This is a genomic window from Agromyces sp. Marseille-P2726 (assembly GCF_902809835.1).
GTDB lineage: Bacteria > Actinomycetota > Actinomycetes > Actinomycetales > Microbacteriaceae > Agromyces.
Genome location: NZ_CADDWM010000015.1, coordinates 406,147 through 422,457 on the forward strand (window position 1 = coordinate 406,147; position 16,311 = coordinate 422,457).

General features: G+C 70.2%; 18 protein-coding genes. 2 read left to right on the forward strand and 16 right to left on the reverse strand.

Features of this window, described 5'->3' with window-relative positions:
- Nucleotides 1–8 precede the first annotated feature (8 nt).
- The 9 genes from rpoZ to pyrR form a co-directional block, all read right to left on the reverse strand.
- The gene (rpoZ, locus tag HUS56_RS14520; protein WP_173924130.1) at nucleotides 9–266 is read right to left on the reverse strand and encodes a DNA-directed RNA polymerase subunit omega; all 258 of its coding nucleotides are present in this window, start codon (nucleotides 264–266) and stop codon (nucleotides 9–11) included.
- Between the two features lie 62 nt (nucleotides 267–328).
- On the reverse strand, nucleotides 329–1,273 hold the full coding sequence (gene gmk, locus HUS56_RS14525; RefSeq protein ID WP_173924131.1) for a guanylate kinase: 945 nt from the start codon (nucleotides 1,271–1,273) through the stop codon (nucleotides 329–331).
- A complete protein-coding gene (pyrF, locus tag HUS56_RS14530; RefSeq protein ID WP_173924132.1) occupies nucleotides 1,266–2,144 on the reverse strand; it encodes an orotidine-5'-phosphate decarboxylase in 879 nt (292 codons plus the stop codon). Before pyrF ends, gmk begins: the two co-directional genes overlap by 8 nt.
- On the reverse strand, nucleotides 2,141–5,431 hold the full coding sequence (gene carB, locus HUS56_RS14535; RefSeq protein WP_173924133.1) for a carbamoyl-phosphate synthase large subunit: 3,291 nt from the start codon (nucleotides 5,429–5,431) through the stop codon (nucleotides 2,141–2,143). The genes pyrF and carB overlap by 4 nt, the downstream gene beginning before the upstream one ends.
- A complete protein-coding gene (gene carA / locus HUS56_RS14540) occupies nucleotides 5,431–6,654 on the reverse strand; it encodes a glutamine-hydrolyzing carbamoyl-phosphate synthase small subunit (protein ID WP_173924134.1) in 1,224 nt (407 codons plus the stop codon). The genes carB and carA overlap by 1 nt, the downstream gene beginning before the upstream one ends.
- On the reverse strand, nucleotides 6,647–7,207 hold the full coding sequence (locus HUS56_RS14545) for a hypothetical protein (protein ID WP_173924135.1): 561 nt from the start codon (nucleotides 7,205–7,207) through the stop codon (nucleotides 6,647–6,649). Before HUS56_RS14545 ends, carA begins: the two co-directional genes overlap by 8 nt.
- Entirely contained in the window at nucleotides 7,200–8,543 is a 1,344-nt protein-coding gene (locus HUS56_RS14550; RefSeq protein ID WP_173924136.1) for a dihydroorotase, read from the reverse strand. Before HUS56_RS14550 ends, HUS56_RS14545 begins: the two co-directional genes overlap by 8 nt.
- On the reverse strand, nucleotides 8,540–9,493 hold the full coding sequence (locus HUS56_RS14555; RefSeq protein ID WP_173924137.1) for an aspartate carbamoyltransferase catalytic subunit: 954 nt from the start codon (nucleotides 9,491–9,493) through the stop codon (nucleotides 8,540–8,542). Before HUS56_RS14555 ends, HUS56_RS14550 begins: the two co-directional genes overlap by 4 nt.
- Complete coding sequence (gene pyrR / locus HUS56_RS14560; RefSeq protein WP_173924138.1) at nucleotides 9,490–10,032, reverse strand: bifunctional pyr operon transcriptional regulator/uracil phosphoribosyltransferase PyrR; 543 nt, start codon at nucleotides 10,030–10,032, stop codon at nucleotides 9,490–9,492. Before pyrR ends, HUS56_RS14555 begins: the two co-directional genes overlap by 4 nt.
- A gap of 148 nt (nucleotides 10,033–10,180) precedes the next feature.
- On the opposite strand from pyrR, the gene HUS56_RS14565 reads away from it, so the two are divergent.
- Nucleotides 10,181–10,396: a DUF6855 family protein gene (locus HUS56_RS14565; protein WP_371808316.1), complete on the forward strand. Its 216-nt coding sequence runs from the start codon at nucleotides 10,181–10,183 to the stop codon at nucleotides 10,394–10,396.
- Nucleotides 10,397–10,454: 58 nt separating this feature from the next.
- Entirely contained in the window at nucleotides 10,455–11,099 is a 645-nt protein-coding gene (locus HUS56_RS14570; RefSeq protein ID WP_173924139.1) for a hypothetical protein, read from the forward strand.
- Between the two features lie 71 nt (nucleotides 11,100–11,170).
- Here HUS56_RS14570 and HUS56_RS14575 read toward each other — a convergent pair whose 3' ends face one another.
- The 7 genes from HUS56_RS14575 to aroC form a co-directional block, all read right to left on the reverse strand.
- A complete protein-coding gene (locus tag HUS56_RS14575) occupies nucleotides 11,171–11,704 on the reverse strand; it encodes a DoxX family protein (RefSeq protein WP_173924140.1) in 534 nt (177 codons plus the stop codon).
- A gap of 198 nt (nucleotides 11,705–11,902) precedes the next feature.
- Nucleotides 11,903–12,316, reverse strand: coding sequence for a transcription antitermination factor NusB (gene nusB, locus HUS56_RS14580; protein ID WP_173924141.1), 414 nt, complete (start codon nucleotides 12,314–12,316; stop codon nucleotides 11,903–11,905).
- Complete coding sequence (efp, locus tag HUS56_RS14585) at nucleotides 12,316–12,879, reverse strand: elongation factor P (RefSeq protein WP_173924142.1); 564 nt, start codon at nucleotides 12,877–12,879, stop codon at nucleotides 12,316–12,318. The genes nusB and efp overlap by 1 nt, the downstream gene beginning before the upstream one ends.
- 75 nt (nucleotides 12,880–12,954) lie before the next feature.
- The gene (gene aroQ, locus HUS56_RS14590; protein ID WP_173924143.1) at nucleotides 12,955–13,395 is read right to left on the reverse strand and encodes a type II 3-dehydroquinate dehydratase; all 441 of its coding nucleotides are present in this window, start codon (nucleotides 13,393–13,395) and stop codon (nucleotides 12,955–12,957) included.
- A 79-nt stretch (nucleotides 13,396–13,474) separates the two neighbouring features.
- Entirely contained in the window at nucleotides 13,475–14,572 is a 1,098-nt protein-coding gene (gene aroB, locus HUS56_RS14595; protein WP_173924144.1) for a 3-dehydroquinate synthase, read from the reverse strand.
- Entirely contained in the window at nucleotides 14,569–15,087 is a 519-nt protein-coding gene (locus HUS56_RS14600; protein ID WP_254431476.1) for a shikimate kinase, read from the reverse strand. Before HUS56_RS14600 ends, aroB begins: the two co-directional genes overlap by 4 nt.
- Complete coding sequence (gene aroC / locus HUS56_RS14605; RefSeq protein WP_173924145.1) at nucleotides 15,080–16,297, reverse strand: chorismate synthase; 1,218 nt, start codon at nucleotides 16,295–16,297, stop codon at nucleotides 15,080–15,082. Before aroC ends, HUS56_RS14600 begins: the two co-directional genes overlap by 8 nt.
- Nucleotides 16,298–16,311 lie beyond the last annotated feature (14 nt).

The following is a 16,311-nucleotide window of genomic DNA, read 5'->3' on the forward strand; positions in this document are numbered from 1 at the left end:
TACGGTGCTCAGTCGCCGACGGGGCGGAGGCGGAGCTTGTCCTCGTTGATCTCGTGAAGCGCCACCGAGAGCGGCTTGTCGTCGATCGAGGAGTCGACCAGCGGTCCGACGTTGTCGAACAGGCTGCCCTCATGCAGGTCCGCGTAGTAGTCGTTGATCTGGCGCGCGCGCTTCGACGCGAAGATCACGAGCTGGTACTTCGAGTCGACCTTCGCGAGCAGGTCGTCGATGGGCGGATCGATGATGCCGGACAGCTTCTCAGCCATGGAGGAACTCCTTCAGGTGGAACGGGCGCACGTGTTGCGCTGAAACTCGCGGCCCGGGCAGCTCAACGCCGCCCTCGGCGGGGCCTCATCAAGTCTACGACCTTTTGCGCGGCGTCAGCGACGTCGTGGTTCACCACCTGGTGGTCGAACTCCTCGACGGCCGACAGCTCGACCCTGGCCGTCTCGAGCCGGCGCTGCTGCTCGGCCGGGCTCTCAGTACCGCGCCCGACGAGCCGGCGCACGAGTTCGTCCCACGTGGGCGGCAGCAGGAAGACGAGCGTCGCCTCGGGCATCGCTCGGCGCACCGAGCGGGCCCCCTGGATGTCGATCTCGAGGAGCACGCTGTTGCCCGCGGCGATCGCGTCCTCGACCGGGCGGCGGGGCGTGCCGTACCGGTAGGCGTTGTGCACCGTCGCCCACTCGAGGAGTTCGCCGGCCTCGACCATGCGATCGAACTCGGCGTCGTCGACGAAGTAGTAATGCTCGCCCTCGACCTCGCCGGGCCGGGGCGGACGCGTCGTCGCCGAGACGGAGAGGCGCACGTCGGGGTGGTGGCGGCGGATGTGCGACGCGACCGTGCCCTTGCCGACCGCCGTGGGTCCGGCGAGGACCACGAGCCGATCACCGGTTCCACCATGCGAGGCGATCCAGTCGGCGACGAACTCCCTCAGGCGACGACGCTGCAGCCGGCCGAGGCCGCCGAGTCGCTTGGACGGCGAGATGCCGAGCTCCTGCATGATGCGCGCGGTCTTCGTCGCACCGATCGCGGGGATCGAGGTCAGGAACTCCGTGACCCGGATCCGACCCTCGACGCCCTCGGGCTCCTCGTACGCGGTGCGGAGCACGTCGAGGGGGCTTCGCGCGCCGGTCGCGATGGCCGACTTGACGGCCGCACGGGCGCGGCGAGCTGCGACAGCGGCACGGGATGCCGCGACGCGGTCGACCTCGGGCGGCGACGAGGGGCGCGCGGCGTCGGTTCGGTGCTGGGGCTTCGTGGCGTCAGACAACGGCGGCTCCGTACTGATCGACGCGACGCGCGATGGCGTCGGCGAGGCCCTCGGGCCCCGCTCCCAGGAGCGACCGCGACTCGTTGGCGATCACTCCGCCGGAGAGCGATCCGAACCGCAGGCGGAGGTCGCCCGGCTCGGCGCCCTGGTGTCCGAATCCTGGGGCGAGCACGGGCAGGCCCGGACGAGGCGGCTCGGCGTCGATGTCGATGCCGGCGAGCGCGAGGTCGGTGGTCGCCCCGAACACGGTTCCGATCGAGCCGAACGCTCGGCTCGCGGCATCCGCTCGGCCCTGGTTCCACCCGATGACGCCCTGGGTGATGGCCTGGGCCACGGTCGAGCCCGCGCGACTGGACTGCTGCAGCACAGCGCGCTGGATGGCGGCGGCCTCAGGGTTGGAGGTGGCCGCGAGCACGAACAGGCCCTTGCCCGCCTCGTCGGCGGCGACCATGACCTGCTCGATCGAACCGAGCCCCTGGTAGGCGCTGATCGTCATGGCGTCGGATTCGAGCGGTGAACCACGTCGAAGCCACGCCTCGCCATAGGCCTCGACCGTCGTGCCGATGTCGCCCCGCTTCACATCGGCGATCACCAGGAGGCCCGCATCGCGCGCCTCGCGGATGACCCGCTCGAGCGCGGAATAACCGGCCGCCCCGTGGCGCTCGAAGAACGCCACCTGCGGCTTCACGATCCCCAGCCGGTCGACGGCGATGTCGACGACGCGTAGGCCGAACTCCCGAAGGCCCGCCGCCGTGTCGGGTTGCCCCCACGCGTCGAGGATGGAGCCGTGCGGGTCGATGCCGAGGCAGAGGTGACCGTACGCCGCGAAGACGGTGTCGAGACGCTCGCCGAACGTCAGCTCGCCGTTCACGCCGGCACCTCCGCCCGTCGTTCGGCGTACTCCTGCAGGCTGGTCACGTCGTAGCCGCCGGCGACCGCATCGAGTGAGGCGACGGCGGCGGACAACTCGGCGATGGTCGTGAACAGGGGGATGTCGGCCGCGACCGCTGCCGCCCGGATCTCGTACCCGTCGGCACGGGCCGACCGCCCGCTGGGGGTGTTCACGACGACGCCGACCTCGCCGCGGTGGATGAGCTCGACGACGGATGCCGCGTCGGGCGACGTCTTCTCGCTGAACTTCAGCACGTGACGCGCCTCGATGCCGTTGCGCCGGAGCACCTCCGCGGTGCCCTCCGTCGCGATGATGTCGTACCCCAGCTGCTGCAGACGGAGAACCGGATACGTGATGGCCCGCTTGTCGCGGTCGGACACGGAGACGAACACCGTGCCCGACGCCGGGATCCCGCCGTAGGCGGCGAGCTGGCTCTTGGCGAACGCCGTCGGGAAGTCGCGGTCGATGCCCATGACCTCGCCGGTCGAACGCATCTCGGGGCCCAGCACGGAGTCGACCATACCGCCCTCGGGAGTGCGGAAGCGATGGAACGGGAGCACGGCCTCCTTGACGGCGACGGGCGCGTCGAGCGGCACGCGCGATCCGTCGGACTCGGGCAGCATGCCCTCGTCGACGAGCTCGCGGATCGACGCGCCCACCATGATGCGGGACGCGGCCTTCGCGAGCGGGATGCCGAGCGCCTTCGACACGAACGGCACCGTGCGGCTGGCCCGCGGGTTCGCCTCGAGCACGTAGAGCACGCCGGCCCCGATCGCGAACTGCACGTTCAGCAGGCCCTTGACGCCGATGCCCTCGGCGATGGCGCGGGTCGCCTCGCGCACCCGGTCGACCTCGGCGCGACCGAGCGTCACGGGCGGCAGCGTGCAGCTCGAGTCGCCGGAGTGGATGCCCGCCTCCTCGATGTGCTCCATGACGCCGCCGATGTAGAGCTCCGTTCCGTCGTACAGCGCGTCGACGTCGATCTCGATCGCGTCGTCGAGGAACCGGTCGACGAGCAGCGGATGGCTCGGGCCGACGATGCCCTGGCCCTCGATGCGCGAGAAGTAGTCGGCGAGCGAGGCCGAGTCGTAGACGATCTCCATGCCGCGACCGCCGAGCACGAAGCTGGGACGCACGAGCACGGGATAGCCGATGCCCTCGGCCACGTGCACGGCGCCGGCCAGGTCGATCGCGGTGCCGTTGCGAGGTGCCAGGAGCCCGGCGCGGTCGAGGATGCCCGAGAACAGGCCGCGTTCCTCGGCCAGGTCGATCGCCTCGGGGCTGGTGCCGAGGATCGGCACGCCGGCGGCCTCGAGCCCCTTCGCGAGGCCGAGCGCGGTCTGTCCGCCCAGCTGCACGATGACGCCCACGAGCTCGCCCGACTGCGACTCGGCATGGATCACCTCGAGCACGTCCTCGAGGGTGAGCGGCTCGAAGTACAGCCGGTCGCTCGTGTCGTAGTCGGTCGACACCGTCTCGGGGTTGCAGTTGATCATGATCGTCTCGAAACCGGCCGCCGAGAGGGCGAACGACGCGTGCACGCACGAGTAGTCGAACTCGACGCCCTGGCCGATGCGGTTCGGGCCCGACCCGAGGATCACGACCTTCCTGCGGTGCGACGGCTCGACCTCGGTCTCGAGGTCGTAGCTCGAGTAATGGTACGGCGTGAGCGCGGGGAACTCGCCGGCACAGGTGTCGACGGTCTTGTAGACCGGGCGGATGTCGAGGATGTGCCGGACCTCGCGGGCGTCGGCCTCGCCGAACCCGCGGAGCTGCCCGATCTGCGCGTCGGAGAATCCGTGGTCCTTCGCGAGCAGCAGGGTGTCGTGGTCGAGCGCCTCGGCGTTCGCGACCGCCTCGGCGACCTCGTTGACGAGCACGATCTGGTCGAGGAACCAGGGGTCGATCCCAGTGGCCTCGAACAGCTGCTCGACGCTGGCGCCCTTGCGAAGGGCCTGTTGCACGAGCACGATGCGACCGTCGGTCGGGATGCGGCTGGCCTCGACGAGGTCGTCGGCGGTGCGCTCGTCGTCGCCCCAGTGGAAGCTCGAGCCTCGCTTCTCGAGCGAGCGGAGCGCCTTCTGCAGGGCGGTCGTGAAGTTGCGGCCGATCGCCATGGCCTCACCGACCGATTTCATCGTCGTCGTGAGCGTCGGGTCGGCGACCGGGAACTTCTCGAACGCGAAGCGCGGCACCTTCACGACCACGTAGTCGAGGGTCGGCTCGAAGCTCGCCGGCGTCACCCTCGTGATGTCGTTGGGGATCTCGTCGAGGCGATAGCCGATTGCGAGCTTCGCCGCGATCTTGGCGATCGGGAAGCCCGTCGCCTTCGACGCCAGCGCCGACGAGCGCGACACGCGCGGATTCATCTCGATGACGATCACGCGACCGTCGGCCGGGTCGACCGCGAACTGGATGTTGCAGCCACCGGTGTCGACCCCGACGGCGCGGATGATGTCGATGCCGATGTCGCGGAGCCGCTGGTACTCGCGGTCGGTGAGCGTGAGCGCGGGCGCGACCGTGATCGAGTCGCCGGTGTGCACGCCGACGGGGTCGACGTTCTCGATGGAGCACACGACGACCGTGTTGCCGGCCGTGTCGCGCATGAGCTCCAGCTCGTACTCCTTCCAGCCCAGGATGGACTCTTCGAGGAGCACCTCGGTCGTCGGCGAGTCGTGGAGGCCCTGCGTCACGATTCGGACGAGCTCCGGCTCGGTGTACGCGAAGCCCGAGCCCAGCCCGCCCATGGTGAACGACGGGCGCACCACGAGGGGGTAGCCGAGGTCGAGCGCGAACTCCTTCGCCTCGTCGACCGTCTTCGCCACATGGGAGCGCGCGACATCCGCCCCCGCGGCGAGCACCAGGTCCTTGAAGAGCTGGCGGTCCTCGCCCTTGCGGATGGCGTCGACCTTCGCGCCGATGAGCTCGACGCCGTGCTTCTCGAGGATCCCCGCGTCGTGCAGGGCGATCGCGGCGTTGAGGGCGGTCTGGCCGCCCAGCGTCGGTAGGACCGCGTCGGGCTGCTCCTTGATGATGATCGACTCGATGATCTCGGGGGTGATCGGCTCGACGTAGGTCGCATCGGCGAAGTCGGGGTCGGTCATGATGGTCGCGGGGTTCGGGTTCACCAGGATGACCCGGACGCCTTCGGCGCGCAGCACCCGGCACGCCTGGGTGCCCGAGTAGTCGAACTCGGCCGCCTGGCCGATGACGATCGGACCCGATCCGATGACGAGCACGCTCGTGATGTCGTCGCGCTTGGGCATCAGTCGTTCTTCTCCTTGGTGGCGGCGTCGTCGGTCGTCGCTGGGTCTGGATGCGCGGCTTCGCCGCTCCTCGATCCGCCTCGGTGCCGGCGCACCATCTCAGCGAACCGGTCGAACAGGTAGTTGGCGTCGTGCGGTCCTGCGGCCGACTCGGGGTGGTACTGCACCGAGAACGCGGGGATGTCGAGGCAGTTCAATCCCTCGACGACGTTGTCGTTGAGGTCGTAGTGACTGACCTCGACGCGCCCGAATCCCTCGGTGGACTCGCTCACCCGGTCGATCGGCGCGTCGACCGCGAAGCCGTGGTTGTGCGCGGTGATCTCGACACGGCCCGTGGCCTGGTCGAGCACCGGCTGATTGATGCCTCGATGTCCGAACGGCAGCTTGTACGTGCCGAATCCCAGCGCGCGTCCGAGCAGCTGGTTGCCGAAGCAGATGCCGAAGTACGGCAGTCCCTCACGCAGCGTGGCGCGCAGCAGGTCGACATGGTGATCGGATGCCTCGGGGTCGCCCGGCCCGTTCGAGAAGAAGAGCGCATCGGGCGCGAGCTCGAGCACCTCCTCGGCGGTGATCGACTGCGGCACGACGTGCACGTCGAAGCCGCGCTCGGCGAGGTACTTCAGCGTCGACGTCTTCACGCCGAGATCGAGCACGGCGACGGAGCCCACCCGCTCACCCTCGGCGGGCAGCGTGTAGCGCTCGGTCGTCGACACGGCGCCCGAGAGGTTGCGCCCGGCCATCTGCTCACCGCCGAGTACCAGCTCGAGCTGCTCGCCGTGGGTGAGGTTCCAGGCGTCGCCCGAGAAGATTCCGGCTCGCATGGCGCCGGCCGAGCGGATATGCCGGGTGACCGCACGGGTGTCGATGCCGCTGATGCCGACGATGCCCTCGGCCTCGAGGTCGTCGTCGAGCGGACGCTGCGAGCGGAAGTTCGAGACGACCCTGGACGGGTCGCGCACCACGAAGCCCGCGACCCAGATCTTCGACGACTCCATGTCCTCGTCGTTCATGCCCGTGTTGCCGATGTGCGGCGCGGTCATCATGACGATCTGGCCGGCGTACGAGGGATCGGTGAGGGTCTCCTGGTATCCCGTCATGCCCGTCGCGAAGACGAGCTCGCCGAGGGTGGCGCCGGTCGCGCCGTAGGCGCGCCCGTCGTAGCGGCGGCCGTCCTCCAGGACGAGCACCGCCGGCGCGTGCGTGATGGTGGGGGTCTCAGTCATCCGAGGCCTCGCTCTCGTGCTTCTGCCGCGGCGCGACGGGCGCGGCGGCGATGTCTTCGACGGCCGCGATGATGCGCGCCGAGTCGCCCGGATACCGGGCCCTGAGGTAGCTGTCCACCCGGGGCCCGGCGGCAGCGGCGTCGGGGTCGTCGGTGTTCGCGATCCAGGTGATGGCCACGAGACCCTCGGGCTCCACGGCGCGATCGAGGGCGAAGCTCGCCACGCCCGCCCCCTCGATGCGGTCGGCGGGAAGGAGGGTCGGGGTCTCCCCCGCGATGCGGAGGACGACGCCCTCGGGCAGGCCCTCGATGCGAGCCGACCCCCGGAACGCCGGCCCGTGCACGGCGAGCCGTTCGAGCGGCTCCGAGGCGGGCGTGGTCGCGACGTACAGCGCCTCGGCCGCAAGCCTCGGCTCCCCGTGCGACGCGGGCACGGCGTACGCCGACATCGCCTCGTCGCGCCGAGTGCGACGCCGCCATGAACGCACCATGAGCCACGCCGCCACGGCGATGATCACGGCTGCGACGACGGCGCCGATCCAGAGCCTATCCACGAGCCGCCTCCAGCCGCCGGGCAGCGAGGCGCGCAACCTCGTCGGCCGGTCGCACCGTGCCGTCGAGGACGGTGGCGTATCCGCCGTGGAAGGTCGCGACGACTCGACCCGGCAGCGTGCGTCCGAGGTACGGCGAGTTGCTGCTGCGGCCGGCCAGTCGGTCGACGTCGAACACGGATGCCGCGGACGGGTCGTAGAGCGTGAGCTCGGCGACCGCGCCGACGGCGACACCCTCGCTGCGGCCGGGCAGCCGGCCGATGCGTGCGGGCTCGCTCGAGAGCACTCGCGCGACATCCGCCCAGTCGAGCAGGCCGGTCTCGACGACCGCCGCGTGCACGACGGGGAGGGCGGACTCGAGTCCGACCATGCCGTTGGCCGCGGCATCCCACTCGCTCTCCTTCGCCTCGACCGGGTGCGGAGCGTGGTCGGTCGCCACGATGTCGATGGTGCCGTCGGCGAGTCCGGCGCGGAGCGCCTCGGTGTCTTCGGCGCGGCGGAGCGGCGGATTCACCTTGTAGCGCGGGTCGTAGCTCGTCACGAGCTCCTCCGTGAGGAGGAGGTGGTGCGGAGTGACCTCGGCGGTCACGTCGATTCCTCGGGCCTTCGCCCAGCGGATGACCTCGACGGAACCCGCGGTCGACACGTGGCACACGTGCAGGCGGCTGCCGACGTGCTCGGCGAGGAGGACGTCGCGGGCGATGATCGACTCCTCCGCGACCGCGGGCCATCCGGTGAGTCCGAGCTCGCCCGATAGGGCGCCCTCGTTCATCTGCGCGCCCTCGGTGAGGCGCGGCTCCTGCGCGTGCTGCGCGATCACGCCGTCGAACGCCTTGACGTACTCGAGGGCACGGCGCATGAGGAGCGGGTCGGCGACGCAGAACCCGTCGTCGGAGAAGACGCGCACGTTCGCGCGCGACCGGGCCATCGCGCCGAGCTCGGCGAGCTGCTCGCCCTTGAGCCCCACCGTGACGGCCCCGATCGGCTGCACCGAGGCGTAGCCCGCGGTTCGACCGAGGGTCGCCTCCTGCTCGACGACCCCGGCCGTGTCGGCGACCGGGAAGGTGTTCGCCATCGCGAAGACGGCGGTGAAGCCTCCGGCGGCGGCGGCCTGCGTTCCGGTGAGCACGGTTTCGCTCTGCTCGAAGCCCGGCTCGCGCAGGTGCGTGTGCAGGTCGACGAGACCGGGAAGGGCGATCAACCCGTCGGCGTCGATGACCGTTGCGCCCGCGGCATCCGTGATGCGTCCGATCTCGGCGATGGCGTCGCCCTCGAGCAGGATGTCGGCGTGCTCGCCCGTGGGCAGCGTGGCACCGGTGATGAGGAAGCGCTCGGTCAAGACAGCCCGCCTCGATCCCCGGACAGCAGCAGGTAGAGGGCGGCCATTCTCACTGATACTCCGTTCGCGACCTGCTCGCGCACCGTGGACTGCGCCGAATCGGCTGCTCGGGCGGCGATCTCGAGCCCTCGGTTCATCGGGCCCGGGTGCATGACCATCGTACTTGGGGGCAACCGGTGGAACCGCGCGTCGTCGAGACCCCACGTGCGGGAGTACTCGCGGGTGTTCGGGAAGAAGGCGGCGTGCATGCGCTCGGCCTGGATGCGGAGCATCATCACGACGTCGGGCGCGTTGGCGAGCGCGGCGTCGAGATCGTACGTGGCACGCGCGGGCCAGGCACTGAGCTCGACCGGCACCAGGGTGGGCGGGGCCACGAGTTCGACCTCGGCGCCGAGGGTCGACAGCAGCCACACGTTCGAGCGTGCGACACGGGAGTGCAGCACGTCGCCGACGATGACCACCCGGATGCCGTCGAGGTCGCGACCGCGCGAATCGGCACCGTGGAGCCGCCGTCTGATGGTGAAGGCGTCGAGGAGCGCCTGCGTGGGGTGCTCGTGCGTGCCGTCGCCGGCGTTCACGACCCCGGCATCGATCCACCCGCTCGTCGCCAGAGTCTGCGGCGCGCCTGATGCCTGGTGGCGGATCACGACCCCGTCGGCGCCCATCGCCTGCAGGGTCTGCGCGGTGTCCTTCAGGCTCTCGCCCTTCGACACGCTGGACCCCTTCGCGCTGAAGGTGATGACGTCGGCGGAGAGGCGCTTGGCCGCGGCCTCGAACGAGATGCGGGTGCGAGTGGAGTCTTCGAAGAAGAGGTTCACGACGGTCTTGCCACGGAGGGTCGGGAGCTTCTTGACCTCCCGCTCCTGCACGGCGGCCATGTCCTCCGCGATGTCGAGGAGCGCGATGGCCGCATCGCGGGGAAGACCACGGGTGCCGAGGAGATGCTTCACGCGTCGCCTCCCTCGATCGTCACCGCATCCTCGCCATCGATCTCACTGAGGAGCACGTTGACGCGTTCCCGGGCCGAGCTCGGCAGGTTCTTGCCCACGAAGTCGGCGCGGATCGGGAACTCCCGGTGGCCACGGTCGACGAGCACGGCCAGGCGCACGGCCTTGGCACGACCGAGGTCGGCGAGGGCGTCGAAGGCGGCGCGGATGGTGCGGCCCGAGTAGAGCACGTCGTCGACCAGGACGACCGTCCTGCCGTCGATGCCGCCGGGCGGCAGCTGCGTCGGCGAGGGAGTGCGCGTGCGCGTGCGGCCGAGGTCGTCGCGGTACATCGTCACGTCGAGCGCCCCGGCGAGGTCGGCCAGGGCATCGGGCTCGATGCGGGCGATGGTCTCGGCGATGCGCCGGGCGAGGAACACGCCCCGGGTCGGGATGCCGAGGATGACGAGATCGGAGGCCCCTCTGTTGGACTCGAGGATCTCGTGCGAGATGCGAGTCAGCGCTCGCGAGATGTCAGCCTGGCTGAGGACGGCGCGTGCCAAGGACCGACTCCCTTCTCCGCCTCACCGGACGGCCTTAAAGGTTGTCTTCTCCGCACGAGTCTACCGGGAACCCTTGGCACGGATTTCGCGGGCTGAGAGTACCATCTGCCCATGCGGTCGCATCCCGAGTGGCCCGAGGAGGTCTCCGATGTCCGGCGCAGGCACCGCGGATGAGCAGGAGCCCGCCGCCGACGGCACGGTGGAAGCGTGGGGTCGTTCCGAATCCAATCCCGTCGGCGGCTGGTACGGCCTACGGAAGGGCTACCGAGGAAGGTTCGGGATGTACCTCCCGCCGCTGCTCGAGGAACTCGGGCTCGCGGAGCTCACGCACGACGCCCGCAACAACCGAGTGCGCGCCGTCTGACCTCGTGTCCCACGAGTGAGGGGTGCCGCTCGATTGCGCGCGGCGATACCGTGCGAAGATGCGCAACCATCCGTCTCGGTCCGTGAGCGTGGCGGCGGCGTTCGCAGCGTCACTGTGGGCGTTCCTGCTCCTGCCGCCTCAGCAGGCGGCGTGGTCGGGTGCTGACGTCCCGCCCTGGCTCGGTGCTCTCGACCGGATGCCGCTCTACGACGGCATCCGGCTGTGGCTGCAGGCGATCGGACAGCAGGACTTCTACCTGGCGTTCGGTGCTGCGTCATCCGTCTCGTTCGTCTTGGTGTGGTTCGCCACCGGCCCGATCCTCGCGGAGTTCGGCCGGCTCGGGCGGGTGCTCGGCGCGCTCGTGCTCCTCACGGCGCCGATCACCGCGCTGAGCTACCTGAACCACTCGCCGGATGCCCCGCTGCACGGCCTGTGGGGCGCGGAGGCGTTCATGCTGATCTTCATCGGAGTCCTGGCGCTCGTCGTCGCGCTCTTCGCCGGACGAGGCACGGTGCCGATCTGGGAGCGGGTGCTGCTCGGCCTGACCCTGCCCATCCTCGTCGCTTCCACGTTCCTGTTCACCTACTGGCCGCACGGGACGCTGGTCGGGTTCGGGCTCCAGGCCGCGGCCCTCGCCGCCTGGGGCAAGCGCGCCCCTGCGGCCGAACCGAGCCCGGCGGCCGCCACCCTGCGGGCGGCCTGAGGGCCGGCGAGCAGACGGGAGGGGCGGGGCGCCGATCGCCCCGCCCCTCCGTCCGAGTCCGGACACGATGGTCATCGCACCGATCGCGGTCCGCGCAGCACGCGCGACGCGACCACCAGGGCGGCGGCGACGAGCACCACGTTCTTCAGTACGTACTGGCCGAGCAGCGTCGGGCCGGATGCGGCGAAGAGCTCGCCAGGGAAGAACACGAGCGGCGAGAAGATGCCGACGAAGGCGACCGCGAGCACGACGAGACCGAACCGGGCGAAGACGCCCGAGATGAGTGCGAGGCCGGCGACCGTCTCGATCACGGCGGTGAGGATGAGTGCGAGCTGACCGCCGACGAGGCCGAAGGTGAGCACGCCCCATGTCGCTTCGACGAGCGATTCGACCGGGCTCACCCCGGGGAAGAACTTCAGGACGCCGAACGCGACGAACACCGCACCCAGAGCGACGCGAAGCGCCGGGATGCTCCATCGCTGGAGCAGTTCCTTCAGGCCGGCCTCGAGCGATGCGAGGCGATCGAGGACATCGATCCGGGCGACGGGAACGGGACGTGGGCCGACGGGCTGGAGACCGGGAGTCGGGGCGGAGATGCTGGACATGGCGATGGTGCTCCTTCCAGAGCGATCGGTGAGTGATGGTGGTCGATGTGCCGCAATGCAGCACCTCACCAAGTGAACCGGCCACGCCCCCGCCGCAGATCCGGGCCTGCGCCGGATTCCGCCGAGGGAATCCACGCGGCTCGGGCCGGGGTTAACACTGGGAATGTCGCGGCATGCCCAGCCGCGGCAGGCCGGGTGTCAGGCCTTCGCGTGCGAGATGGCCGCGAGCAGGCCGTTCACGAACCCCGCCGAGTCGTCGGTCGAGAGCACCGTCGCCGCCTCGACGGCCTCGGAGATCGCAACGGGGTCGGGCACGCCGTCGTTGTACACGATCTCCCACACGCCGATGCGCAGCAGGGCGCGATCGATCGCGGGCATGCGCTCCAGGGTCCATCCTCGCGAGTGGGTCGTGATGAGCTCGTCGATCTCGTCGCGATGGTCGACGATGCCGTCGATGATCTCGCGGGCGTAGAGCCACGACGCCTGTCGCTCGGGCTCCGAGACGGCTCGCTCGGCCTCGACGGCGAGCACCTGCTCGACCGGCACCTGGCGCATGTCGGCCGAATAGAGCATGTCGAGGGCGCGCTTGCGCGCCTTCGTGCGGGCGCTCACTAGTCGTTCACGCGGCCGAGGTACTCGCCGGTGCGGGTGTCGACCTTGACCTTGGTGCCCGTCTCGAGGAACAGCGGAACCTGGATCTCGTAGCCGGTCTCGACCGTGGCCGGCTTGGTTCCACCGGTCGAGCGGTCGCCCTGGAGGCCCGGCTCGGTGTAGGTGATCTCGAGCACGACCGACGCGGGCAGGTCGATGTAGAGCGGGTTGCCGTTGTTCAGCGCGATGGTGACGGGCTGGTTCTCGAGCATGAAGTTCTTCGCGTCGCCGACGATGGAGGCGGGCACGGTGAGCTGGTCGTAATCGGTGGCGTCCATGAAGACGAAGCCGTCGCCGTCGCTGTAGAGGTAGGTGAAGTCGCGGCGGTCGACGTTCTCGATGTCGACCTTGGCCCCCGCGTTGTAGGTCTTGTCGACGGTCTTGCCGGTGACGACGTTCTTCAGCTTGGTGCGCACGAACGCCCCGCCCTTTCCGGGCTTGACGTGCTGGAACTCGACGACGCTCCAGAGCTGGCCGTCGATGTTGAGGACGACGCCGTTCTTGATGTCAGCGGTGCTTGCCATGCGGAGTGTTTCCGATCGATCGAGGGAAGTCTGAGGGCGCGCGTGATCGCGTGCGACTGATCGAGTGTAGTCGACTCATCCCTGCGATCGCAGAACCCAGTCGACCGCCAGTCTGTAGGAATCGGAACCGAACCCCGCGATCACTCCGGTGGCGACGCCCGAGATCACGCTCGTGTGGCGGAATGCCTCCCGCGAATGCGGGTTCGAGAGGTGCACCTCGACGAGCGGGACTCCCGCCTGCTGCAGCTGTGCAGCGGCATCCCGCAATGCATAGCTGTAATGCGTGAACGCGGCAGGGTTGAGCACCACGGGCAGTCGCCGATCGACCGCCTCGTGGATCCAGCCGATGAGCTCGGCCTCATCGTCGGTCTGGCGCACGTCGATCTCGACCCCTTCGGGTGCGGATGCCGCGAGGTCGGCCTCGATGTCGGCGAGTGTCTCGCTGCCGTACACCTCGGGCTCGCGGGTGCCGAGCCGGCCGAGGTTCGGCCCGTTCAACACGAGGATCGTCGTCATGCTCGAAGCCTAGCCAGCCCGCTGGTCGAGGAGCGCGCGAAGCACGCGTCCCGAGACCGACCGGCCGGCCGCCCCGCACTCACGAGCCGATCTCCTGGTACGCGGCGAAGAGCAGGGACTGGTCGGGTGCGTGCATCACGGTGGGCTTCGCGAGGTCGTCAAGCACGATGAAGCGCAATTGCCCCGCCCGCGCCTTCTTGTCGCGCTGCATGGTTGCGAGGAGGGTGTTCCAGCGACCCACCGGGTAGGTCGTCGGCAGCCCCAACAGGTCGAGCACGCGCTTGTGCCGGTCGGCGACCTCGTCGGAGAGCCGCCCGGACAGCCGACCGAGCTCGGCGGCGAACGCCATGCCGACGGAGACCGCCGCGCCGTGCCGCCACTGGTAGCGCTCGGCGTGCTCGACCGCGTGGCCGAGCGTGTGTCCGTAGTTCAGGATCTCGCGGAGCCCCTGTTCGGTGAAGTCCTCGGAGACGACGTCGGCCTTCATCCGGATCGCGAGTTCGACCACTCGGCGGAACGCGGGCGTCGACGGGTCGGTCGCGATCTCGGGGTCGGCCTCGATGATGTCGAGGATCTCGGGGTAACGGATGAACCCGGCCTTCACGATCTCGGCGAAGCCCGCGAGGATCTCGTTGCGAGGCAGCGTGTCGAGGAGGCCGAGGTCGCAGAGCACCGCGGCCGGCGCGTGGAAGACTCCGACGAGGTTCTTGCCCTCGTTCGTGTTGATGCCGGTCTTGCCGCCGATCGCGGCATCGACCATGCCGAGCACCGTCGTCGGCACCTGCACGACCCGAACCCCACGGAGCCATGCCGCCGCCACGACCCCGGCGGGGTCGGTGACCGCGCCCCCGCCGAGGCCGACGATCGCGTCGCTGCGAGTGAAGTCGGCCTGCCCGAGGATCTGCCAGCAGAACGCCGCCACCTCGACGCGCTTGCCGGCCTCGGCGTCTGGAACCTCGGCGAGCAGCACGTCGAATCGGCCCTGCAGCTCCTCGCGTATCGCTGCTGCACGTGCGCCGAGCGTCGGGGGGTGCACGATGAGCCCCTTGCGCGGCGCCTGGCCGAGGGCGTCGCCGAGTTCGGCGCCCACGCCGCGACCGACGATGACGTCGTATCCCGCCTCGCCGCCCACGCGGATGCTCGAGCGGGCGTCGTCGGCTGGCCGGCCGTCGGTCATCGTGTTCCTCCGAACCGCTCGGTGATGTCCTCGACGATTCGCGCGACCGAGCGGCGCGACGTGTCGATGTCGTAGTCGGCGAGCGCCTCGTAGACGGGCGCTCGCTCCGCGAGGATCGCCGTCCAGGCGGCCATCCCGCCCGTCGCGAGCAGTGGCCGGGTGCCGCCCCTGAGCCGCGGTGCCACGGCTTCAGGCGAGACGCGCAACCACACCACGGGCAGGTCGGCGAGGTCGTCTCGCGTGTCGGGATGCAGCACGGCTCCGCCCCCGAGCGAGATCACCGCCTCTTCGCGCAGGGCGTCGGCCACCACGCCCCGCTCGAGTGTGCGGAACCCTGCTTCGCCTTCGCGCTCGAAGATCGCGTCGATCGGCCCGTGTCGTTCGACGATGCGCCCATCGGTGTCGATGAACGGCGCGCCGACGGATGCCGCGATCCGCTGCCCCACCCGCGATTTGCCCGAGCCCATCGCGCCGATGAGCACGAAGGGCAGCGGCAGGCGTGCCCGTTCAGACATGATCGGTGGCGCGACCCCCGGCGACCTCCGTACGCAGGGACTCGGGGATGGACGCGAGGTACGACTCGAGATTGCGGCGCGTCTCGGCCACCGCGTCACCGCCGAACTTCTCGAGCACCGCATTCGCGAGGGTGAGCGCGACCATCGCCTCGGCGACGACGCCGGCCGCGGGCACCGCGCAGACATCCGACCGCTGATGATGGGCGGGCGCCGCCTCGCCGGTCGCGACGTCGATCGTCGGCAGCGCGTGCGGCACGGTCGCAATGGGCTTCATGCCGGCCCGGACGCGGAGCACCGTGCCGGTCGACATGCCGCCCTCGGTGCCGCCCGCGCGGTCGCTCGCGCGGACGATGCGGCCGTCGGTGAGGTGCAGCTCGTCGTGGGCGGCCGACCCGCGCCGCGTGCTGGTGACGAAGCCGTCGCCCACCTCGACGCCCTTGATCGCCTGGATGCCCATGAGGGCGGCCGCCAGCTGCGCGTCGAGGCGGCGGTCCCAGTGCACGTACGAGCCGAGTCCGGGCGGAACCCCGTATGCGAGCACTTCCACGACCCCACCGAGGGTGTCGCCGTCTTTATGGGCGGCGTCGACCTCGGCCACCATGCGTGTCGATGTGTCGGGGTCGGCGCAGCGGAGCGGGTCTGCGTCGAGCCGGTCGACCTCGTCGGGCAGCGGCAGGGGACGATTCTCGGGCACGCGCACCGGACCGATCGCAATGGTGTGCGAGACGAGTCGGATACCGAGCTCGGCGAGGAAGGCGCGCGCGACCGCGCCGAGTGCCACCCGCGCCGCGGTCTCGCGAGCGCTGGCTCGTTCGAGCACCGGCCGCGCCTCGTCGAAGCCGTACTTCTGCATGCCGACGAGGTCGGCGTGCCCGGGCCGGGGACGCGTGAGCGGTGCGCCGCGCCCACGGCCCAGGCTCGCGGGATCGACGGGCTCGGGGCTCATGACCTCCTGCCACTTCGGCCACTCGGTGTTGCCGATCCGCAGCGCGATGGGGCTGCCGAGAGTCTCGCCATGTCGCACGCCGCCGGAGATCACCAGCTCGTCCTGTTCGAACTTCATCCGTGCGCCGCGCCCGTAGCCGAGCTTGCGGCGGGCGAGATCGGCGCGAATGGCGTCGAGCGAGACGGGGATACCGGCGGGAAGACCCTCGAGGATCGCGACGAGCTCAGGGCCGTGCGACTCTCCGGCAGTGAGCCAACGGAGCATTCCCCCATCCTTCC

Excerpts from the sequence above, each read along its gene's own strand:
- rpoZ (WP_173924130.1), bottom strand. The coding sequence starts at position 266 with ATGGCTGAGAAGCTGTCCGGCATCATCGATCCGCCCATCGACGACCTG.
- carB (WP_173924133.1), bottom strand. The coding sequence starts at position 5,431 with ATGCCCAAGCGCGACGACATCACGAGCGTGCTCGTCATCGGATCGGGT.
- carA (WP_173924134.1), bottom strand. The coding sequence starts at position 6,654 with ATGACTGAGACCCCCACCATCACGCACGCGCCGGCGGTGCTCGTCCTG.
- HUS56_RS14565 (WP_371808316.1), top strand. The coding sequence starts at position 10,181 with ATGTCCGGCGCAGGCACCGCGGATGAGCAGGAGCCCGCCGCCGACGGC.
- HUS56_RS14570 (WP_173924139.1), top strand. The coding sequence starts at position 10,455 with ATGCGCAACCATCCGTCTCGGTCCGTGAGCGTGGCGGCGGCGTTCGCA.
- HUS56_RS14575 (WP_173924140.1), bottom strand. The coding sequence starts at position 11,704 with ATGTCCAGCATCTCCGCCCCGACTCCCGGTCTCCAGCCCGTCGGCCCA.
- efp (WP_173924142.1), bottom strand. The coding sequence starts at position 12,879 with ATGGCAAGCACCGCTGACATCAAGAACGGCGTCGTCCTCAACATCGAC.
- aroQ (WP_173924143.1), bottom strand. The coding sequence starts at position 13,395 with ATGACGACGATCCTCGTGTTGAACGGGCCGAACCTCGGCCGGCTCGGC.
- aroB (WP_173924144.1), bottom strand. The coding sequence starts at position 14,572 with ATGACCGACGGCCGGCCAGCCGACGACGCCCGCTCGAGCATCCGCGTG.
- HUS56_RS14600 (WP_254431476.1), bottom strand. The coding sequence starts at position 15,087 with ATGTCTGAACGGGCACGCCTGCCGCTGCCCTTCGTGCTCATCGGCGCG.
- aroC (WP_173924145.1), bottom strand. The coding sequence starts at position 16,297 with ATGCTCCGTTGGCTCACTGCCGGAGAGTCGCACGGCCCTGAGCTCGTC.